Origin of the sequence: Stenotrophomonas sp. SMYL89, from assembly GCF_036319985.1 — a bacterium.
Classification (GTDB): domain Bacteria; phylum Pseudomonadota; class Gammaproteobacteria; order Xanthomonadales; family Xanthomonadaceae; genus Stenotrophomonas; species Stenotrophomonas maltophilia_Q.
In genome coordinates, this window is sequence record NZ_JAWIRW010000004.1 from 183289 (window position 1) to 203709 (window position 20421).

The following is a 20421-nucleotide window of genomic DNA, read 5'->3' on the forward strand; positions in this document are numbered from 1 at the left end:
GCCACGCCCGGCGAAGGCAGCGGTCAGGGTGTCCTGTCGGCTCCCACATCATCGATGTCCCGATGCAGGATGCGCCGCACTTCCAGCACCGCCTGCGGGGTCTCCTGCACGCTGTGGCCGGAGATGATCACCTTCTCCGACAGCGCGCCCGGCAGGTGCGCACTCCAGTACGGCACCAGCCCGTCATCGGACTTTTCCACCGGCAGTTCCGGCTTGCGCTGGGCGATGATCGAGTGGTACTTCAGGCCCGCTTCGATCGGCAACTGCGCGGCCGCCTTCACGAACGGATCGCTGGCCTTGAGGTTGTCGATGCTGTTGGGGATCTTCGGCTTGGCGGTGCCATCGACCTGCTGTTCGGCCTGCGCGAGCGCCATGAACACATCCTCGAACTTGCCGAGTATGGTCAGAGGCAGGCGCACCAGGCGACCGATCAGGCGGCCAACCTTGTTGCCGGCGATGTCGGTACCCTGGTGTGGCGCGGCGATGAAGATCGCACGCTCCACGTTCGGCTGCGCCTTGAAGTGCAGCAACGGCCCCAGCTTGTTCTGCACCCGCTTCAGGCGCTCACCCTTCAGATCGTAGTTGGCCAGCAGGTCATTCCACAGCACGTCGCCCGAATCGCTCACCAGCAGGCGCGCCAGCACGCCGCCCATGCTGTGGCCGATGTAGACCATGTCCTTCGATGCACGCGTGCTGCCGTTGGTGTCGAAATGCTTCAGCGTATCGTTGAACGCATTGGCGATCTCGTAGCGGTTCAGTGCGATCGGCGCATTGGTCGGGTAATAGACCTGCCAGACCTGGAACTGCTGGCGCAGTTCGGGGTCGCCCATGATCTCGTTGGCCAGGTTCACCCAGGCTTCCGGGCTGCTGGCCAGGCCATGCAGCATGAAGATGATGCGGCGGTTCGGATCCCACGGCTGCATCAGGTAGATGTGCGGTTCGCCGATGCCCTCGCTCATGCCGAACAGGGTGCGCAGTGATTGCCGGGCGAAACCGCTCTGCGCCAGCCACAGGCCGTAGGCCGCCGTGAAATTGCCGGCCAGCGGCACCTGTTCGCCATGCAGGGTGACGCGCTCGGTGGCTTCCGGCGAATAGGCATCCAGCTCGACCCGGCGCGTGCGCATCACGTCTTCCAGGCTGCTGCCTTCGAAGCGCAGCAGCGCTGTGACGTTGATCGAGGACATCTCGCTGAACTCAGGCACCGAGTCGTCATGGCGATGGCGGCGGCCACGGCGTGCGTCGTCCTCATCCTCCTGCGGCGCCTCGGCCTTGGGGCCATCGGCTGCAATCACCGGCGCGACCAGCTTCGGCGGGTCCATCACCATCACCAGCTCGGCACCGAAGCCATCGCGGCGATAGGTGCTGCGCAGGCCGACGAAGCTGACGGTGCCGGCCGGCACCAGCTGCGCCGGGATGCTCTTCAGGTTCAACTGCTGGTAGTTGGAAGCCAGCGACCAGCTGCCGACCGAGACCGGCTTCGTGTAGTCCTCGCCGGCAAGTGCCGCAGCACGCGCGCGCACGAACAGCACCACTGCCGCCTTCTCGGCCGCGTAGTTGTAGTAGTCGCGTACCTGCGTCTGCCGGTCCTCGAAAGCTCGATCAGACGGAGACCGGCCGCTGTAGAACAGGTAGGCATAGGCATAGCGCGCCGCTTCCAGCCATGCATCCAGCGCCGCATCGCTCATCGGCGGATCGCCGGCCGCGGTCTTCTTCGGGGTCAGCGCCAGCGCTGCTTTCACCCACAGTTCGGACAGCGCCGACAACCGCTGCTCGACATTGAGATCGTCGGTCATCAGCAGCGTGCTGCGGCAGACCATGAAGTCCTTTTCGCACTGCGACTCGTCCAGGCCTGCCGCGCTGAGCGTCTCGCGCGCGGCCGGGCTGAGCTTGCCGGTGTTGAGCACATCGGCACGCTTGTTGACCAGCGAATCGCTGGACTTGACCTGCTTGACGGTGACCATCGCGCAACCGCTGCTGCCCAGCAGCAGGAAGGCGGCGAACAACACCGGCAGCAGACGCTGCCAGCGGCTTGGGAAGAATCGGGTCATTACTGCGGGTCCTGCTCGGTGCCGGGCACGCCCTGGCGGATCACGGTGGAGAAGTGCGGGCCATCGCCCAGGTCCAGCGCACGCTGGGTGATGCGGCCCTTGTCGTGCAGCTCGGCGTACGGCACGCCTGGAGTGAGCGCGCCGACCTCCTGCGCGTATTCGGCCAGGTAACCGGACAGCAGCAGGCGGTAATCCAGCGGCAGGCGCGGTGCGATGTGGCGGGCCAGGTCGAAGACGATCGTGGTGCAGTTGCTGGTCAGCGTGTTGTAGAAGCCCGGCCTGGCATCCAGTTCACGGGCCTGTTCGATGTAGGCCGCGAACAGTTCCTTCAGCTGCGTGCGGTCCATACCATGCAGCCGGTACAGGTAGACATCCTCACCACGCGCATTGGTGCGGGTGCGGATGATGTCGGTCTCCTCCGACGCCACCAGGGTCATCTCGAACTTGCGGAAGAAGCCGCCCAGTGCCGAGAACGATTCACCGCGTTCCTTGCGGATCTCCAGCGAGAACACCACGTGGCGGCCATCCTCGAAGCCGAACGAGATCAGCGTGTGGGCGATGGCCGGTCCCATCCAGTAGGACAGAACGAGGTCGGCCGAGCGCAGCTGGTCCAGGTCGTACCCGCGGCGCACCCAGTGCGCGTCATAGTCGGTCTCGGTGCGCCAGGTGAAATCACGCACGTTGTCGAACACTACGTGGTGGCCATCGAAGGACACCACGTGCAGGCGCTGCGCGACGTCGTCGGCCCATACGCGGTCCTGGCGCGGGGTCAGCAGCAGCCACCACAGCACGGCCAGCGCCAGCGATGCGCCGAACATCAGACCCAACCTGCGTGACCCACGGCCACGCGCGATCCGCCACGACGCCCACAGGGCAACCAGCAGCCACAGCACGGCCACGCCGACGGCCAACCAGTCCGGGCCGGGCAACTGGTATGCCAGCAGCCCGGTCACCCACAGCGCCGCCAGCGCCATGGCACTTCCTGTCATCCAACGTCCTGCGGCGTTCACTGGCATCCTGTCGCGGTCTTGTAGCCGCATAGTTAGCCACAAGCCGGATCAGCGTGGCATCTACGGCCCGTTCAGGCAGGCCGGCGCAGGGTCGACAGCGGCCGTTGCGGCCGCCTTCCCCCCCCCAGGAGAAACGATGGGTATCACGTCCGTGGCCGGCGTTCCGGTCCAAGCCCGGCACCGCGCCACCTGCCACTGCGGTACGGTCGAACTGCTGCTGGACCTGCCTGATGGCATCGTCGACCCGCGCCGCTGTGACTGCTCGATGTGCCGCCGCCGTGGCGCCATCGCCGCCAGCGTCACCCGCGCCGGCCTGCAGGTGGTGCGCGGGCAGGACCACCTGCGGCTGTACCAGTTCAACACGCATGTGGCCGAGCACTACTTCTGCGGCGTGTGCGGCATCTACACCCACCACCGGCGTCGATCCAACCCGGACCAGTACGGCTACAACGTGGCCTGCCTGGAGGGCATCGACCCGTTCGCACTGGGCATGATCCCGGTCAACGACGGGGTCAATCACCCCGCCGACCGCACCGCCTAGTGACGTGTGCGCCGCGGCGGTGCGGCGACCTTCTGCCAGGGCGCCATGCCGCTGCGCCCGGCCCGCACCGGGCGTTTCAGCCAGGGGCGACGGGGCGCGGCCTGCGGCTCGGCCGCGACCGGGGGAGGTGAGGGTCTGCGGCCAGGCCAGAGATGGTCGAGCAGCCACATGGCGGGTCTCCGTGGGGGACGGGGACGACCAACGCTAGCCCTGCATCGGCAAAGAACGGGTGAGGATGCCGCGGCAGGCAGATGACAGGTGGCCCCTCAGTCCTGCGGCCGGGATCGGCCAAGGCTGCGGACCAGCACGAAGAAGAGCGGCACCAGCATCACCGCCAGCACCGTGCCGGACAGCATGCCGCCGATCACGCTCATGCCGATTTCACGTCGACTGACTGCACCCGCACCGGTCGCCAGCGCCAACGGAATCACGCCGGCCACGAAGGCCAGCGACGTCATCACGATCGGCCGCAGGCGCAGGCGTGCGCCCTGCAGCGCGGCCTCCACCGCTGAGCTGCCCGCGCGATAGCGGGCCTCGGCGAACTCCACGATCAGGATCGCATTCTTCGCCGACAGGCCGATGGTGGTCAGCAGGCCGACCTGGAAGTAGATGTCGTTGACGAAGCCCGCCGCGGTGGTCGCCAGCACCGTGCCGATGACCCCCAGTGGAATCACCAGTACCACGGCCACCGGTACCGTCCAGCTTTCATAGAGCGCAGCCAGGCACAGGAAGATGAAGGCAATCGAGGCCAGGTACAGCCACAGCGTCTGGTTGCTGGCCAGCCGCTCCTGGTAGGACAGGCCACTCCACTGCAGGTCGAATCCCGGCTGGTCCGCAACCAGCGCCTGCATGCGCTGCATCGCCTCGCCCGAACTGCGCCCTTCCGCGGCACTGCCCTGGATCTGCATCGCCGGCAGACCATTGAAGCGCTGCTGCAGCTGCGGCCCACGCGCCCAGTGGCTGCTGGCGAAACTGGCGAACGACGCCATCTGGCCGTTGCCACCACGCACATACCACTGGCCGATGTCGTCGGGTACGCTGCGGTAGGGCTGGTCGCCCTGCATGTACACACGCTTGACCCGGCCTCGATCGAGGAAATCGTTGATGTAGCTGCCGCCCCAGGCCGCTGACAGGGTGGAATTGATGTCGGCCTGGGACAGCCCCAGCGCGCTGGCCTGCGCATGGTCGATGTCCAGCCGCAGCTCGGCCTTGTCGCCCAGGCCGTTCAGGCGCACCGAGGTGAGCCCATCATCTTCGCCGGCCGCACGCACCACCTGCTCCTGCGCCGCCTGCAGGGCCACGCGCCCGGCGGCGCTGGTGTCCTGCAGCCACAGTTCGAAGCCACTGGACTGGCCCAGTCCGCGCACCGCCGGCGGCGCCAGCACATTGACCCTGGCATCGGGCAACCCGCGGAAGTAGGCATTGGCACGCGTGATGATCGCCGCAGCGGTGTTGTCGCCGGTACGCTCATCCCAGGGTTTCAGTGCGAGGAATCCCTGTCCGGCATTCTGGCCGGTGCCGGCATTGTTGCGGCCGACCACCACGAACACCACGTCCAGGTTCTGCTTCTCGTGCTCCATGAAGTAGCGGCTGATCTGCTCGCCCAGTGCTTCGGTACGCGCCATCGGCGTGCCCTCCGGCGTGGAGAACTGGAAGGTCACCTGGCCCTGGTCTTCCACCGGCAGGAAGCCGGTGGGCATGCGCGCGTACAGCGCAATCATGGCGACCACCAGCAGCAGGTAGAACGCCATCCAGCGCCGCGGCCGGGCGACCACGCCACCGAGCTTTCCCTGATAGGCCAACTGGCTGCGCTCGACACCCCGGTTGAACGCCCTGAAGAAGCGGCCCTGCGGTTTCTGCGCCGAAGACGGCTTGAGCAGGGTCGCGCACAGCGCCGGAGTCAGCGTCAGCGCAACCAGCGCCGACAGCGCCATCGCCGAAGCAATGGTGATCGAAAACTGGCGGTAGATGATGCCGGTGGAACCACCGAACAGGGCCATCGGCAGGAACACCGCGCCCAGCACCACGGTGATGCCGATCAGCGCGCCGGTGATCTCGCCCATCGATTTTTCGGTGGCCTCGCGTGGCGGCAGGTGCTCGTCGTGGATGATGCGCTCCACGTTCTCCACCACCACGATCGCGTCGTCGACCAGCAGGCCGATCGCCAGCACCATCGCAAACAGGGTGAGCGTGTTGATCGTGAATCCCGCGACCGCCAGCACCCCGAACGTGCCCAGCAGCACCACCGGCACCGTGATCGCGGGGATCAACGTGGCACGCAGGTTCTGCAGGAACAGGAACATCACCACGACCACCAGCACGATGGCTTCGATGAGGGTATGGATGACACCTTCGATCGAGACCCGCACGAACGGTGTGCTGTCGCGGGGATAGGCAACCTGCAGCCCGGGCGGGAACGTTGGCCGCAGGCGTTCGATCTCCTCGCGGACCGCATCCGCGGTGGCCAGCGCGTTGGCCCCGGAGGCCAGCGTGACCGAGAAACCCGCCGCCGGATAGCCATTGAGATAGCTGCTGGTCTGGTAATTCTCGGCACCGATCTCCACCCGTGCCACGTCGCCCAGGTGCACGGCAGCGCCGCTGGGAAGCGTGCGCAGGATGATCGCGCGGAACTGTTCGGGCGTCTGCAGGCGCGACTGCGCGGTAACGGTCGCATTCAGACTCTGCGTTGCGCTGGATGGCAACGCCCCCAGCTCACCGGCGGTGACCTGGGTGTTCTGGGCCTGGATGGCCGTGCGCACGTCGGCCGGCATCAGGTCGTAGGCGCGCAGCTTGTGCGGGTCCAGCCACACGCGCATCGCATACGCCGAGCCGAACACATTGATCTCGCCCACACCGGGAATGCGGCTGATCGGATCCTGCACGTTGCTGACCAGGAAGTCGGAAACGTCCGCCCGTTCCATGCGCCGGCTGGTGTCATACAGCGATACCACCATCAGCGAGTCGCCCTGCGACTTCGCCACGGTCACGCCCTGCTGCTGCACTTCCTGCGGCAGCCGGTTGATGGCCTGGTTGACGCTGTTCTGCACCTGGACCTGGGCGATATCCGGATTGGCGTTCTGGTCGAACGTGACCGTGATCCGCGCCTGCCCCGATGACGAACTGGTGGAGGAGAAGTACAGCAGGTGATCGATGCCCTTGATCTGCTGCTCGATCACCTGGGTGACGCTGTCTTCCACCGTCTGCGCCGAAGCACCGGTGTAGTTGGCGGTGATGTTGACCTGCGGCGGTGCGATGTCCGGGTACTGTTCGACCGGCAGCTGGCTGACGGCGATCGCGCCGAAGGCCATGATGCAGATCGCCAGCACCCAGGCGAATACCGGGCGATGGATGAAGAAGCGCGGCAACATGCTCAGCCCTTCCCGGCGGCTGCCGGAGCGATTGCCGCCGCGGGCTTCACCTGCACCGCCATGCCATCGGAGAGCCCCTGTGCGCCGGCCACGACCACCCGTTCACCTGCAGCGATGCCATCAAGTACCAGCCACTGGTCGCCAATCGCCCGCGCGGTACGGAACAGGCGCAGCTTCGCCTTGCCCCCCTCATCCACCACCCACACCTGCGCCTCGCCCTTCGGGCTGCGGTCCACCGCAGACTGCGGCACCAGCAAGGCCTGCTGCTGCGTGCCCTGCCCCACCTGCGCCCGCACATACATTCCCGGCAGCAGCTGCCCGGCGGGATTGGGAAAACGTGCACGCAGGGTGATGCTGCCGGTTTCCTGCTGCACATCGATATCGGCAAATTCCAGGGTGCCGGGCAACGGATATTCACTGCCATCGGACAGCCGCAGCCGCACCGCAGCGGTGGTGGCCTGCACGCCTCCATCGGCGATCGCGCGGCGCAGGGCCAGGTACTCGTTGCTGGACTGGGTGATGTCAACGTTCATCGGGTCGACCTGCTGGATCCGCGCCAGTGGGTTGGCCTGGCCCGAGGTGACCAGCGCACCCGGTGTGAACAGCGCGCGGCCGATGCGACCGGCGATCGGCGCGGTCACCGTGGCGAAACCAAGCCGCGTGCGCGCGGTATCCAGGCTCGCCTGTGCCGCCTGTACCGCGGCTGCGGCCTGCTGCCCGCTGGCGATGGCGTCATCCACGTCCTGGCGCGCGGCCAGCTGCTCGCCGCCCAGCGCCTGCATCCGCTGCGCGCGCAGGCGTGCGGTCACTGCCGCTGCTTCGGCGGTCTTCAGGTTGGCTTGCGCCTGGTTCACTGCCGCCTGGTACAGGGCCGGCTCGATCTGGAACAAGGGCTGCCCGGCACGCACGGATTCGCCCTCTTCGAACAGGCGTTTCACCAGCACGCCATCCACCTGCGGCCGCACGTCAGACTCCTGCGATGCGATGGTCCGCCCAGGCAGCTCCTGTTCCATCGCCAACGGCTTCTCCTGCAGGGTCAGCACTTCCACCTCATGAAGCCTGCCGGCCGGCTTGGGCGCATCCTTGCCGCAGGCCGACAGCAGGCTGAGCAGAACGAGTGCAAGCAGCGCCGGCCGGCGCATCCTCAGTGGTCGGGCGTGGCGTGGCAATGGGGTGTGCAGGAGGTTCATCGGTGGCCGGGATTCCGTGCGCCGGGGGGAGACGCTCGGCGCCGAATATAGAAGACCCGTGCGTGGATTCCGGCGAATCACGCATGAAACATTTTTCATTTGCAGTCACCGCGCGCGGTTGCGAGGATGGCAGCCATCCAACCTGCACAATGGCCCATGCCGCGCGTACTCACCATCGAGGACGACCTTGTCACTGCGGAGGAAATCGCAACCGAACTGCGCAGCCATGGCTTCGAGGTCGACGTTGCCGTTGACGGAACTGCCGGCCTGGCATTGGCGCGGGCGGGCGACTACGCGGTGATCACCCTGGACCGCATGCTGCCCGGCATCGATGGCCTGGCGCTGGTCACTGCCCTGCGGCGCGAAGGTATCGTCACGCCCGTACTGATGATCAGCGCGCTGTCGGACGTGGACGAGCGCGTGCGTGGCCTGCGAGCAGGTGGCGACGATTACCTGACCAAGCCGTTCGCCTCGGATGAGATGGCCGCCCGCGTGGAGGTATTGATCCGTCGTCAGAGCCAGGCCGGTCCTGCCGACAATGTCCTGCGCGCCGGCGACCTCGAACTGGATCTGATGACCCGTTCGGCCCGGCGTGGCGGGCAGGAGATCAGCCTGCTGCCGACGGAGTTCAAGCTGCTCGAGTTCCTGGTCCGCAATGCCGGCCAGGTGGTCACCCGCAGCATGTTGTTCCAGGAAGTCTGGGGCTATCACTTCGATCCCGGCACCAACCTGATCGACGTCCACATCGGCCGTGTCCGCAGACGCATCGAGCAGCCCGGCCGCCCGCAACCCATCACCACCGTACGTGGAACCGGCTATGTCTTCGATGCGCAACCCTGACCAGTGGCGCTCGTCCAGCAGCCGCCTGCTCGGGTTTTACTGCATCCTGTTCGTGGCGTGGTCGAGCCTGCTGCTGGGCGTGATGTACTGGCGCATCGCGGATTACCTGAGTGACCTGACCGAATCGGGCCTGCAGCAGCGCGCGCACCTGTTCATGAGCTTCGACGGCCCGGCACTGGATGAAGCGTTGCGCGACAGCCAGCGCTTCGATCTGCACCAGGTCTATACCTATGGGTTGTTCGACAAGACCGGCATGCCGATGGCGGGCCCGCTGACAGCGATCCCCGAGGGACTGCCGCTGGATGGCAGCTCGCATCCGGTCGAGGGTTGGACGCTGGCCGATGGGCCGCACGAGGACGGTGGCAGCGCGCTCGGCGTGGTGACCCGGGATGGCAGGACGCTGGTGTTCGTGCGCCAGAACGGCAAGCTCATGGCGGTCAACAGCATCATCCTCGATGCATTGCTGTGGGGTGTGTCGCTGACCGTCATTCCCGGCCTGGTGGGCTGGCATCTGCTCCGCCGGCGGCCGTTGAAACGGATCCAGCAGATCGAAGCCGCCACCAGCCGCATCGTTGCCGGCGACCTCGGCCAGCGCCTGCCGGTCTCCAGCCGCCGCGACGAGATCGACCGGCTGTCGAGCATCGTCAACGCCATGCTGGAGCGCATCGAGCAGTTGATGACCGAGGTCAAGGGCGTGTGCGACAGCATTGCCCACGACCTGCGCACGCCCCTGACCCGCCTGCGTGCCCACCTGTACCGCATGCGCGCGGGCCTGGACGAACAGAACCCGTATGCCGATCCTCTGGACAAGGCGCTGGCCGAGACCGACATGCTGATGGCGCGCTTCGCCGCGCTGCTGCGGGTGTCGGAGCTGGAGAGCCACCAGCGACGTTCGGCCTTCGACGCGGTCGACGTCACGGAGCTGCTGCAGGAACTGCACCAGTTCTACCTGCCACTGGCCGAAGAGAAGCAGCAGTTGCTGGAGCTGCAGGTGGACCCGAAGGTCGGCCCGCTGCGTGGCGACCGCGAGCTGCTGTTCGAAGCGCTGGCCAACCTGCTGTCCAATGCCCTGCAGTTCACGCCGGCGCAGGGCCACATCCTGCTGCGCGCGGTGGACGATCAAGGTGTTCCCAGGATCGATGTGATCGACAACGGGCCGGGCATCCCACCGCAGGACCGCACGCTGATCTACCAGCGCTTCTTCCGTGGCAGCAGCAGCGTCGGCCAGGGACCTGGATTCGGCCTGGGCCTCTCGATCGTGGCCGCCATTGCCGGCCTGCACGGCTTCCGTGTCCGCGCCGGCAGCGCCCCCGGCGGCGGCGCCTGGATGAGCATCCGCGGCGCGACGGATGGCCTGCCCTGAGCAACGGCCTTCGAGCCAATGCGCAGCCCCCGCAGGAAAGGAAAACCAGCTGGCAACCGACACACCCCCTGCTGCCCGCGCGCGGTGACCGGCGCCTTCAGCCCTCGGTTCTGATCACAGCCAACCTGGGCCGTCGCAGCAGCAGGTGCAACAGCACAGCGCATGCGGCGGTCAGCAGCGCCAGGACCCGCAGCAGTATCGCCAGCGCCTCGGCACTGGCCTGCTGCAGCTGTGCGCCGCTCATCGCCGGAAGCAGTGCCTGCGCCTGTGCCTGCGCCCCCGTGGCCAGATAGGCACCAGCGCGCGTCAACGATGCGGGCGATGCTCCCTGCAGCTGGTGGCCGATCAGCAGCGCAAGCAAGGCAGTGACTGCGGCCAATGCGATGCCTTCACCGGCCACCCGCACGGTTCCGAAGATGCCGGCGGCCATGCCCGCACGCTGTACCGGCACCACACTGACCGACAGCCCATCCATCAGGCCCCACGGCAAGGCCGTTCCTGCACCGACCAGCATCAGCAACGGCACCCACTGCGAGGGCGACGGATGCGATGCATGGCGCGACAACAGGTACAGGCCAGAAGCACAGACCAGCAGGCCCAGCGTGCACAGCCGCGCACTTCCAACGCGCTCCGCCCATTGCGCAGTCAGCATCGGCAGCACCAGCATCGGCGCAGACAGGGCCAGCATCTGCAGCCCGACCAATGTCGTGCTCTGTGCATGCACGCCCAGCAACTGCAGCGGCAGTACCACCAGCAGCACCACGTAGCCGAAGCAGGTTGCGACCGGCAGCAGCTGGACACCGAGGAACGCCGGTTGCGAGAACAGCGAGAGGTCCAGCAACGGTGAGCGGTGCAGCCGTTCGATGCAGACGAATACCCCGCCCAGCAACAGCGTCGCCAGCAGCGCCAGTTGCACGCGCATGGCATGCAGGCCGAATTCACCCAGCCACAACAGGGCCAGGGTCAACGCCGCCAGCATCAGGCTGAAGCCCAGCATGCCGCCAACATCCAGCCGCCCGCGTTCGCCATGGCTTTCGGGCAACGCGCGCGCGCCCAGGGCGAACGCCGCCAGCGTCAGCACACCGCCCGCGGCGAACACACTGCGCCATCCCAGAGCATGCAGCAGCAGGCCCGCGAGCAGCGGCCCCAGTGCCAATCCTGCACCGAACGTGGTGCCCAGCAGGGCGAACACACGGGCACGCACCGGACCCTGCCAGGCATGCGCCAGCGCGGCGGTGCCGGATGCCAACGCCGCTGCAGCGGCAACGCCCTGCAGGCCGCGCGCCAGATCCAGCCACAGCAGCGTGGGCGCGAGGCAGACGACGATCGTGGCGACAGTGAAGCCTGCCGTGCCCAGCAGGAACAACCGTCGTCGGCCATAGCGGTCGGCGAGGCCACCGGCAGCAAGCAGCAGGCTGCCGAAGGTGAGCATGAAGGCATTGGTCACCCAGGCCAGCGCGGTGGGTGAGGCCCCCGCGGAACGGGCCAGCGCCGGCACCGCGACCGCACCGGCCGAAAAGGACAACGGCAGCGCCAGCGCGGCCAGGCAGACGGCAAGCAGCGTCCAGTGCTGCTGCGCGCGGACGGGTACAGGGCGTATCGAAACCGGGGCCATGCGGGCCTCCATCCATCAGGGGCATTGATGATGGACAGGCCGCTATTCCCGAAAAACAGGCTCGATGGACGTTGATTGCGGCTTAATGTTCCGCAATCATGACTGCATGGACTCCATCTCCGCCCTGCTTGCCTTCGTTCGTACCGCCGAGGCTGGCAGCATCGTCGGCGCCGCCCGCGTGCTCGGCCTCTCCGCGTCGGCGGTCGGCAAGCGCATCGCCCGCCTTGAACAGGAACTCGGCACCCGCCTGTTCCAACGCACCACCCGCCGCGTGCACCTCACCGACGAAGGCGAACTGCTGCTGCAGCGCTGCCGGCGTGCACTGGACGAGCTTTCCGAAGCACAGGCGGACCTGGCACAGCGCCAGCATGCCCCCAGCGGACTGCTGCGCATCGGCCTGCCCACCATCGGCTACCGCTTCCTGCTGCCGGTGCTGCCCGGCTTCCAGCAACGTTATCCGCAGGTGCAGCTGGAACTGGACTTCAACGACCGGATCGTCGATGTGGTCAGCGAAGGCTTGGATGCAGTGATACGCAGCGGTGAACTGGCCGACTCCAGCCTGACCGCACGGCGGCTGGGCGGCTTCCGTTTCATCCTCTGTGCGGCGCCGGGCTATCTGCAGGCGCACGGCACTCCCGGCGACGTGAGCGATCTGCGCATGCATGCGGCTCTGCGCTTCCGCTACCCGACTACCGGGAAGCTGCATCCCTGGCAGCTGCCGGGGGTGGAAGGCGATGCGGGCGCACGCCTTACGACGGCGATGACCTGCAACAACATGGAAGCCGTGCTGGCCGCCGCCATCGGTTGCATGGGCCTGGCCTGGATGCCTGACTTCCTTGCCGCCGACGCATTAGCCGACGGCCACCTGCAACAGGTGCTGCCCGCGCTGCCCACGCACAAGGGGCAGTTCTCGCTGCTATGGCCCGGTGGACGCCATCCCAGTGCGCGCCTGCGGGTGTTCATCGATTATGCTGCCGCACACCTTTTCCGCGACGCTCCGTCCCCGTTTGTGTTCAGCGGCTGAAACGGCGCGCGCCGGCGACGCAGATCACCGCGACCACGGTCACCAGCACCATGCTGACGCTGACCGCTTCATGCAGCAACAGCGCAGCCAGCGCCAGGCCGAAGAACGGTTGCAGCAGCTGCAGCTGGCCGACCGCGGCGATACCGCCCTGGGCCAGCCCGCGATACCAGAACAGGAACCCGAGCAGCATGCTGAACACCGCCACGTAGCCCAGCGCCCACCACGCGGATGCCCCCACCTCAACGAACGAGGGCGGGCGCGTCAGCACCGTCAGCGGCAGCATCACCGGCAGTGCCAGCAGCAGCGCCCAGCTGATCACTTGCCAGCCGCCGAGATGGCGGGCGAGCCGACCGCCTTCCGCGTAGCCCAGTCCACACACCACGATCGCCGCCAGCATCAGCAGGTCGGCCTGCAACGAGGCCTCAATGCCGTTGCGCGCGGCATAGCCGACCACGCAGGCACTGCCCAGCAGCGAGAACAGCCAGAACGCCGGGCGCGGCCGATCGCCACCGCGCAGTACGCCGAACACCGCAGTACTCAGCGGCAACAGGCCGAGGAACACGATGGTGTGCGCTGATGAGGCGTGGCGCAGGGCAAGCGCGGTCAGCAGCGGGAAGCCGACCACCACGCCAAGGCTGACCACCGCCAACCCGGGCAGGTCGCTGCGTCGCGGAAAGGGTTGGCGCAACAGCAGCAACAGGCCGAGGCCGAGTATGGCGGCGATGGTGGCGCGTGCGGCGGTGACGAACCCGGCGTCCAGCTGCAGCACCGCCAGGCGGGTGGCCGGCAACGAGCCCGCAAAGATCACCACACCGATGAAGCCATTGATCCAACCACTCGCCGACCGTTCCACGCCTGTACTCCCGGGGTGCCGGGCGGTGCCCGGCGGAATCTCCATGGAAGCACCCGCGGCCCGAGCTCCCCAGCTACAATCCAGTACAGTTTCAAATAACTGTACTGCCTACACTTCCAGCACACTTTCACCATGACGCGCCCGCTTACCCGCATCGAATCGGTCATCCAGGCCGTCCGCACCCGCATCGGCACGCGGGTGGATGGCGCCGGCTCGCGCCTGCCCTCGGTACGCGCGCAGGCGGCGGCGATGGGCGTGTCGGTCTCCACCGTGGTCGAGGCCTACGAGCGCCTTGCCGCTGAAGGGTTGATCAGCGCGCGTGCCGGTTCCGGCTTCTATGTCAGTGGACCGGCCGCACCGCTTGCCCTGGCCGAGATGGAACCACGCCTGGACCGCGCGGTGGACCCGCTGTGGGTGTCGCGGCAATCGCTGGAAACACCGCCCGCGCACCTCAAGCCGGGCTGCGGCTGGATGCCCAGCGACTGGCTGTACCACGACGGCATGCGGCGAGGCCTGCGTCGGCTGGCGCGCGGCGATGCTCCCCACCTGGTCGATTACGCCGGCCCGCTCGGCCTTCTACCGCTGCGCCAGCTGCTGCAGCGACGCGCCGCTGTGCTGGGCATTGATGCCCCGATGGAGCAGATCCTGCTGACCGAATCCGGCACGCATGCGGTCGACCTGATCTGCCGTTTCCTGCTCAAGCCCGGCGACTGCGTGCTGGTCGACGACCCGAGCTATTTCAACTACCACGCCCTGCTGAAGGCGCACCAGGTGCAGGCGGTGGGTGTGCCCTACACGCACACCGGCCCGGATCTTGAAGCATTCGCGCGGGCGTTGCAGGCACATTCGCCGCGGCTTTACATCACCAACTCGGGCCTCCACAACCCGACCGGCGCGGTGCTCTCGGCCAGCACCGCGCATCGGCTGCTGGGGCTGGCCGAACGCAGCGAAACGATCATCGTCGAGGACGACATCTTCGCCGACTTCGAACTGCAGCCGGCACCGCGCCTTGCTGCGCTGGATGGGCTGTCGCGGGTGATCCACGTCGGCAGTTTCTCCAAGACCCTGTCGGCCGCTTCGCGCTGTGGCTATATCGCTGCACGCCACGACTGGATCGAAGCGCTGACCGACCTGAAGCTGGCCACCAGCTTCGGCGGCGGCCATCTGGCGATGCAGTTGATGCACATCGCGCTGACCGACAGTGGCTATCGCCGCCACATGCAATCGGTGCGCTCGCGCCTGGCCGATGCGCGCCGGCACACACTGCGGAAACTGTACTCGCTGGGCATCACCCCGTGGCTGCAACCGGAAGCCGGCCTGTTCCTCTGGTGCCAGCTACCCGATGGCCGCGACGCCGCTGCGCTGGCACGGCATTGCCTGCGCGAAGGCATCGTGCTGGCCCCGGGCAACGCCTTCAGCCAATCGCAGCGCGCGGCCGACTATGTGCGCTTCAACGTCTCGCAATGCCAGGACCCACGGATCTGGCAGGTGCTGGCACGCGCGCTGCGTTGAGCTGGTAATGCGCGACCAGCGCATCCACCACCATGCGCACGCCCGGCGACTGGCCGCGACGATGCGGCAGCGGCACGCAATGCCCCTTGCACGCCGCGCTACAGTGCTATGTCCCCCGCAACAGGAATCCGCGCATGTCTTCGTTCTCCGATCCGCAGGCGGTGGCCCGCTACGCCGAAGGTCCACTGCGCCAGGTGCCGGGCTTTGCCGCCCTGCAGCAGATGAGCCGCCTGCTGCTGGCCGAACGGGTTCCCGCACAGGGCCGCGTGCTGGTGCTGGGTGCCGGCGGCGGGCTGGAACTGAAGGCCTTTGCCGAAGCGCAACCGGCCTGGCAGCTGCTGGGGGTAGATCCGGCCGCGCCGATGCTCGCCCTGGCCGAGCAGACACTAGGCCCGCTGATGCCGCGCGTGGAGCTGCTGGAAGGCTACATCGACGACGCTCCGGACCTGCGCTTCGACGGTGCCAGCTGCCTGTTGACCCTGCACTTCCTTGATACCGCGCAGCGCCTGCACACACTGCGCGAGCTGCACAGGCGCCTGCATCCGGGTGCGCCGCTGGTGGTGGCCCACCACAGCGTGCCGCAGGACCCGGCCGGCAAGCTGCGATGGCTGCAACGCTATGCCGCGTTTGCCGAAGCCTCCGGCGTGGCCCGCGCCGACGCGCAGCGGGCGATCGAGGCGATTGCCGAACGGCTGCCGCTGCTGGCCCCCGAGCAGGAGGTCGCACTGCTGCGGGACGCAGGTTTCGACGGCGTAGAGCTGTTCTACGCAGGCTTCAGCTTCAAGGGCTGGGTCGCCTACGCCGGGTGATACCTACGGCACCACCGTGATGCCGATGCGCTGCATCAACAGCGCCACCTGCTGCACATCCAGCGTGGCGCCGCGCAGGTTGGTGCTGCGCAGGTCCAGCTCGCCCAGCTCCGAGTTGGTCAGATCGCAGTCGGTGAAGTTGGCGCTGTTCCAGTCGATGCCCTCGAACTGGCCACCGGACAGGTCCGAGCCGGCGAAGCTGGCACCACTCACATTCGCACCGTCCCAACGGTTTTCCCACAGCTCGCACTTCTCCAGCGTCACCCGCGAGAAGTTCGCGTAGCGCAGGTTCGACTTCTTGATGAAGGCACTGCAGAACCAGCTGCGCGTGGTGATCTGGTTCATGAAGCTGGCGTTGCTGAAATCCGCGCCCTGCGCGCGGCACTCGCTGATCTCCAGGCCCAGTGCCTTGATGAAGCTGAAGTGGCACATGCTGATGTCGCAGCTGCGGAAGCTGGCTTCCTTCAGCGTAGCGCCATTGAAGCGGCAGCCTGCACGGCTGTCGGCGTCATAGAAGCTGCAGTTGATGAACTCGGTACCGGTCAGGTCGGCGCCGGAAAAATCGCATTCGTGGAACTGCTGATCGACCACCTTCTGGCCGGTGTACTGGTCCGCGCCGATGCGCAGCCTGCGGTGAACGGTGGGGGACATCGGGGATTCCATGCCAGGGGCCCCGCCATGATGCCGGGCTTCGCAGGCGATCCAAAGGCCCGCAGCCCCAGATCGCCGGCAAGCCCGTCGCCACCTTGTGCCCCTTCGCACCAGATGCACGGTGTTGCACGTTAATGCACGAATGTGCAGACTTGCAGCATGAGCTCCGATCCCAGCCCCCTCCCCGCCCAGCGCACCCGGCAGATCCTCGAAGAACTGCGCCAGCAGGGCCGCGTGGTGGCCGCCGAACTGGCGCGCCGCTATACCGTCTCCGAAGATTCGATCCGCCGCGACCTGCGCGAACTTGCCGCCCAGGGCCTGTGCCAGCGTGTCTATGGCGGCGCCGTGCTGCCGCCGCCGAAGGAACGCCCGCTGCGCGAGCGCCTGACCCGCGACCGCGGCGACAAGGCCGAGCTGGCCGCCCGCGTCTGCGCCCTGCTGCAGCCCGGCCAGGTGGTGCTGCTTGATGCGGGCTCGACCAACCTGGCCATTGCCCAGCAGCTGCCCGCCGCCCTCGGGCTGACGGTGATCACCAATGCCCCGCAGATCGCCACCGCCGCCAGCCTGCATGAAGGCACCTCCGTGCAGCTGATCGGCGGCCGCCTGGCCAGCGGCGGTGGCGCGGTCGGCGCCGAAGCACTGGCCCAGGTCCAGCGCCTGCGTGCCGACGTGTACCTGCCCGGCCCGTGCGCGGTGGACGGCGACACCGGCGTGTGGGCGATGGATGCCGAGGAAGCCACGCTCAAACGCGCGATGGTGGCCTGCAGCAGCCGCATCATCGTTGCCGCCACCACGGAAAAGCTCGGTGCCCGCGGCCACTGGCAGATCGCCAGCCTGGATGAGATCGACGATCTGGTGCTCACCACATCGGCACCGCCCGCGCTGGCCGCGCGTTTCCACGCCGCCGGCATCGCGGTACACCCCACTCCGCCCTGAGCGCATCTCCAATGCCCCTCGCCAACCGCGCGCGTACCGAACAGCACGCGACCCGCGCTGCATTCTTCATTCCCGGCTTCGCCACCGCGCTGTGGGCCACGCTGGTGCCGTTCGCCAAGGCACGCACCGACATCAACGACGCCACATTGGGCCTGGTGCTGCTCTGCCTCGGAGCGGGTTCGCTGCTGGCAATGCCGTTGTCCGGCGTGCTGGCCGCGCGCCTGGGCTGCCGCCGGGTGATGGTAGCCAGCAGCCTGCTGATCTGCCTGACCGTGCCCGGCCTGGCATTAGCCAGTTCGGCGTGGGCGCTAGGCCTGGTGCTGTTCGTGTTTGGTGCCGCCGTGGGTGCGATGGACTGCACGATGAACGTACAGGCGGTGATCGTCGAGCGGGAGGCGCGTCGCGTGATGATGTCCGGCTTCCACGCTTTCTTCAGCATCGGCGGCTTCCTCGGCGCGGCCACCATGACCGTGCTGATGTCAGCGCAGCTGCCACCGCTGGCGTCGGTACTGATCGGCGTCGGCGCCATGCTGCTGGTGATGCTGCTGTCAGCGGGGTACTGGCACAGCGAACGCATGCCCCATGACACCCCGATGCTGGCCATGCCCCATGGCATCGTGCTGTTCATTGGCGTACTGGCCTTCGTCGCCTTCCTGGGTGAAGGCGCGATGCTGGACTGGAGCGCGGTGTTCCTCAGTGATGTACGCCGCGTCGATGCCAGCCTGGCGGGCATCGGCTATGTGACCTTCACCCTGACCATGACCGTCGCCCGTCTGTTCGGCGATGCACTGGTCTCGCGCGTGGGACGCCAACGCGCGATCGTGTTCGGTGCACTGCTCGCTGCCAGCGGCGTGCTGGTGCTGACCCTGGTCACGCCGTGGCAGATATCGTTGGCCGGATACGTGCTGGTCGGCCTCGGCTGCGCCAACATCGCGCCGGCGCTGTTCTCGCTGGCCGGCCATCAGAACCGCATGCCCGGTGCGCTGGCGATCACCGCCGTTTCCACGCTGGGCTTTGCCGGCATCCTCGCCGGCCCGGCACTGATCGGTTTCGCCGCCAACCACTTCGGTCTGATCGCTGCGTTCATCGGCGTGGCCATGGCCTTGCTGCTGGTGGCGGTGTCTACCCGTTGGCTGCGGATGTAGTTTGCGACATCAGCGCCGCCCTGGCCGCAACTTCATCCGCAACCGGCGGTAGCCAATCACCACGGCCGTCGCGCACAACGCCGTACCCGCAATGCTCAACAGCAGCAGAACCGCCAACCGGGTGCTGTCGAAGCGCAGCATCGCCGGCAGGTCCCAGCTGTGCAGGAAGTAGAACAGCCAGCGCCCGACACGCTCGCGATGTCCCATCGTCAGCAGCGGATCGCCGGTGGCCAGGTCGAGATAGACGCGCGTCGCCTCGGCATCACCGAAGTCCGCCACCGCCACCGGGAAGCGGCGTACGGCTGCACCATTCATGGCTTCCGGTGCACGTGGGTAGAAGTACGCATCTGCTGCATGCTGTACCGCGAACGCCTGCATCGGCGCATCGGACATGGCGCGCGCCCTCTGCCGCAGCCAGTCCACAGGCAGTTGCCGCAAGACCTGCAGTTCTCCATCTGCGCTGGACACGATGCGGGTATCACCCCGCCCATCCAGCAACACTGCGAACAGTTCGCCGCCGATGCGCCGCCACTGGACCTCCACTGGCCTGAAGTTCCGGGCACCCGCCGCCGCCAGCAGTGCTGCAGGCTCACCCAGCATTCCATCCACGGCTGCCGCGCCGCCACGATAGCGTTCACTGTCGATCGCCTCGCGCGTGCTGCTGAAGACGCCCAAAGGGTTCATCGACATCAGTCCGCTGAAGATCCAGGTGAACACGAATGCCGCTGCCACCAGCCCGATCAGGTGGTGCCAACGCATCCACGGCTCGACATACGGCGTCTTCGCGCCAGTGCGGTAGTGCCCACGGAAGCGCCAGCGCCACACACCCACCACGATGCCGCTGATTGCCGCCACCGTGCACAACGCTGAAAGCACGATCACCACCCACGTCCACACCGGATCGACCGACTGCATGCGCAGGAAGTACAGCCAGTGCAGCCACGCACCCACGTAATTCCAGCGCTGCTGCACGCGCGGCGCGTCCAGCACCACTTCGCCGGTGTGCGAGGACACATACACATCCCCCGGCTGCGCGCCGCCCACCTCGACCCGGTACAGTGGCCGATGCGCATCCAGCGCGCGCGAATGGGTCCAGCGGTCCTCATCCACGCGCATCGCCCCAACGAAGGCCTGCCCACCGGCGAACTGCGCGGCCGACGCTTCGGCGCGCTGGGCGGAAACCGGCAGCAGCGCCTGGCCGGTCCGTACCGACCACGCACCGACGTTGCTGCCGCTGCGCACTACATACGCCGCTTCACCGCCCACCGTGGTCAGGGCCACGGCTTCCGGTTCGGCCTGTACAGCATCCGGCAGCGCCGACAGTCCTCGCCAATCCCCTGCGTCACCCAGCACCGGCAACGCTGCCAGCCGCTCGCCGGGCGTCAACTTCGGGTAGCCGATGAACAGCATCACCATGCCGCTGACGAACCACAGCAGCATCAACAGGCATCCGCCGATGCCCAGCCAGCGGTGCACCAGATAGGTCCAGCGCTTGGCAGTGGAACGCAACGACATG

General features: G+C 67.3%; 16 protein-coding genes. 8 read left to right on the forward strand and 8 right to left on the reverse strand.

Features of this window, described 5'->3' with window-relative positions; all coding sequences use genetic code 11:
• Positions 1-23: 23 nt before the first annotated feature.
• Together V3B41_RS06915 and V3B41_RS06920 are read right to left on the reverse strand one after the other, a co-directional pair.
• Positions 24-2048 carry an alpha/beta hydrolase gene (locus V3B41_RS06915; protein ID WP_049430133.1) on the reverse strand — a complete coding sequence of 675 codons (2025 nt, stop codon included), beginning with the start codon at positions 2046-2048 and terminating at the stop codon, positions 24-26.
• Positions 2048-3022, reverse strand: a complete 975-nt coding sequence (locus tag V3B41_RS06920; protein WP_049430134.1) for a DUF4105 domain-containing protein — start codon at positions 3020-3022, stop codon at positions 2048-2050. The genes V3B41_RS06915 and V3B41_RS06920 overlap by 1 nt, the downstream gene beginning before the upstream one ends.
• 172 nt (positions 3023-3194) lie before the next feature.
• On the opposite strand from V3B41_RS06920, the gene V3B41_RS06925 reads away from it, so the two are divergent.
• The gene (locus tag V3B41_RS06925) at positions 3195-3599 is read left to right on the forward strand and encodes a GFA family protein (protein ID WP_049430135.1); all 405 of its coding nucleotides are present in this window, start codon (positions 3195-3197) and stop codon (positions 3597-3599) included.
• A gap of 266 nt (positions 3600-3865) precedes the next feature.
• Here V3B41_RS06925 and V3B41_RS06930 read toward each other — a convergent pair whose 3' ends face one another.
• A complete protein-coding gene (locus V3B41_RS06930; RefSeq protein WP_049430136.1) occupies positions 3866-6967 on the reverse strand; it encodes an efflux RND transporter permease subunit in 3102 nt (1033 codons plus the stop codon).
• A 2-nt stretch (positions 6968-6969) separates the two neighbouring features.
• A complete protein-coding gene (locus tag V3B41_RS06935) occupies positions 6970-8157 on the reverse strand; it encodes an efflux RND transporter periplasmic adaptor subunit (RefSeq protein WP_197632570.1) in 1188 nt (395 codons plus the stop codon).
• A 156-nt stretch (positions 8158-8313) separates the two neighbouring features.
• Here V3B41_RS06935 and V3B41_RS06940 point away from each other — a divergent pair, with 156 nt between their 5' ends.
• The gene (locus V3B41_RS06940; RefSeq protein WP_049430138.1) at positions 8314-8997 is read left to right on the forward strand and encodes a response regulator transcription factor; all 684 of its coding nucleotides are present in this window, start codon (positions 8314-8316) and stop codon (positions 8995-8997) included.
• Complete coding sequence (locus V3B41_RS06945) at positions 8984-10360, forward strand: HAMP domain-containing sensor histidine kinase (RefSeq protein ID WP_295546595.1); 1377 nt, start codon at positions 8984-8986, stop codon at positions 10358-10360. Before V3B41_RS06940 ends, V3B41_RS06945 begins: the two co-directional genes overlap by 14 nt.
• A 97-nt stretch (positions 10361-10457) precedes the next feature.
• Here V3B41_RS06945 and V3B41_RS06950 read toward each other — a convergent pair whose 3' ends face one another.
• Positions 10458-11975: an MFS transporter gene (locus V3B41_RS06950; protein ID WP_295546563.1), complete on the reverse strand. Its 1518-nt coding sequence runs from the start codon at positions 11973-11975 to the stop codon at positions 10458-10460.
• 106 nt (positions 11976-12081) lie between these two features.
• On the opposite strand from V3B41_RS06950, the gene V3B41_RS06955 reads away from it, so the two are divergent.
• Entirely contained in the window at positions 12082-12999 is a 918-nt protein-coding gene (locus V3B41_RS06955; protein WP_329860567.1) for a LysR substrate-binding domain-containing protein, read from the forward strand.
• On the opposite strand, the gene V3B41_RS06960 is transcribed toward V3B41_RS06955, so the two are convergent.
• On the reverse strand, positions 12989-13852 hold the full coding sequence (locus tag V3B41_RS06960) for a DMT family transporter (RefSeq protein WP_049430142.1): 864 nt from the start codon (positions 13850-13852) through the stop codon (positions 12989-12991). The two genes, V3B41_RS06955 and V3B41_RS06960, sit on opposite strands and share 11 nt — an antisense overlap.
• Positions 13853-13984: 132 nt before the next feature.
• Here V3B41_RS06960 and V3B41_RS06965 point away from each other — a divergent pair, with 132 nt between their 5' ends.
• Positions 13985-15364 (forward strand): PLP-dependent aminotransferase family protein, encoded by a 1380-nt coding sequence (locus V3B41_RS06965; protein WP_295546559.1) that lies wholly within the window; start codon positions 13985-13987, stop codon positions 15362-15364.
• A 134-nt stretch (positions 15365-15498) separates the two neighbouring features.
• On the forward strand, positions 15499-16173 hold the full coding sequence (locus V3B41_RS06970; RefSeq protein ID WP_197619834.1) for a methyltransferase domain-containing protein: 675 nt from the start codon (positions 15499-15501) through the stop codon (positions 16171-16173).
• 3 nt (positions 16174-16176) lie between these two features.
• On the opposite strand, the gene smqnr is transcribed toward V3B41_RS06970, so the two are convergent.
• Positions 16177-16824: a SmQnr family pentapeptide repeat protein gene (gene smqnr / locus V3B41_RS06975; protein WP_197632566.1), complete on the reverse strand. Its 648-nt coding sequence runs from the start codon at positions 16822-16824 to the stop codon at positions 16177-16179.
• Between the two features lie 159 nt (positions 16825-16983).
• Between smqnr and V3B41_RS06980 the strand changes: the two genes are divergently transcribed.
• Together V3B41_RS06980 and V3B41_RS06985 are read left to right on the forward strand one after the other, a co-directional pair.
• Positions 16984-17760 (forward strand): DeoR/GlpR family DNA-binding transcription regulator, encoded by a 777-nt coding sequence (locus tag V3B41_RS06980; RefSeq protein ID WP_197632565.1) that lies wholly within the window; start codon positions 16984-16986, stop codon positions 17758-17760.
• An 11-nt stretch (positions 17761-17771) separates the two neighbouring features.
• Complete coding sequence (locus V3B41_RS06985; RefSeq protein WP_295546554.1) at positions 17772-18905, forward strand: MFS transporter; 1134 nt, start codon at positions 17772-17774, stop codon at positions 18903-18905.
• Positions 18906-18914: 9 nt separating this feature from the next.
• On the opposite strand, the gene V3B41_RS06990 is transcribed toward V3B41_RS06985, so the two are convergent.
• A complete protein-coding gene (locus V3B41_RS06990) occupies positions 18915-20420 on the reverse strand; it encodes a PepSY-associated TM helix domain-containing protein (RefSeq protein WP_295546552.1) in 1506 nt (501 codons plus the stop codon).
• Between the last annotated feature and the right edge of the window lies 1 nt (position 20421).

Excerpts from the sequence above, each read along its gene's own strand:
- V3B41_RS06930 (WP_049430136.1), bottom strand. The coding sequence starts at position 6,967 with ATGTTGCCGCGCTTCTTCATCCATCGCCCGGTATTCGCCTGGGTGCTG.
- V3B41_RS06915 (WP_049430133.1), bottom strand. The coding sequence starts at position 2,048 with ATGACCCGATTCTTCCCAAGCCGCTGGCAGCGTCTGCTGCCGGTGTTG.
- V3B41_RS06945 (WP_295546595.1), top strand. The coding sequence starts at position 8,984 with ATGCGCAACCCTGACCAGTGGCGCTCGTCCAGCAGCCGCCTGCTCGGG.
- V3B41_RS06935 (WP_197632570.1), bottom strand. The coding sequence starts at position 8,157 with ATGAACCTCCTGCACACCCCATTGCCACGCCACGCCCGACCACTGAGG.
- V3B41_RS06925 (WP_049430135.1), top strand. The coding sequence starts at position 3,195 with ATGGGTATCACGTCCGTGGCCGGCGTTCCGGTCCAAGCCCGGCACCGC.
- V3B41_RS06940 (WP_049430138.1), top strand. The coding sequence starts at position 8,314 with ATGCCGCGCGTACTCACCATCGAGGACGACCTTGTCACTGCGGAGGAA.
- smqnr (WP_197632566.1), bottom strand. The coding sequence starts at position 16,824 with ATGTCCCCCACCGTTCACCGCAGGCTGCGCATCGGCGCGGACCAGTAC.
- V3B41_RS06965 (WP_295546559.1), top strand. The coding sequence starts at position 13,985 with ATGACGCGCCCGCTTACCCGCATCGAATCGGTCATCCAGGCCGTCCGC.
- V3B41_RS06955 (WP_329860567.1), top strand. The coding sequence starts at position 12,082 with ATGGACTCCATCTCCGCCCTGCTTGCCTTCGTTCGTACCGCCGAGGCT.
- V3B41_RS06950 (WP_295546563.1), bottom strand. The coding sequence starts at position 11,975 with ATGGCCCCGGTTTCGATACGCCCTGTACCCGTCCGCGCGCAGCAGCAC.
- V3B41_RS06980 (WP_197632565.1), top strand. The coding sequence starts at position 16,984 with ATGAGCTCCGATCCCAGCCCCCTCCCCGCCCAGCGCACCCGGCAGATC.
- V3B41_RS06990 (WP_295546552.1), bottom strand. The coding sequence starts at position 20,420 with ATGTCGTTGCGTTCCACTGCCAAGCGCTGGACCTATCTGGTGCACCGC.
- V3B41_RS06970 (WP_197619834.1), top strand. The coding sequence starts at position 15,499 with ATGTCTTCGTTCTCCGATCCGCAGGCGGTGGCCCGCTACGCCGAAGGT.
- V3B41_RS06985 (WP_295546554.1), top strand. The coding sequence starts at position 17,772 with ATGCCCCTCGCCAACCGCGCGCGTACCGAACAGCACGCGACCCGCGCT.
- V3B41_RS06920 (WP_049430134.1), bottom strand. The coding sequence starts at position 3,022 with ATGGCGCTGGCGGCGCTGTGGGTGACCGGGCTGCTGGCATACCAGTTG.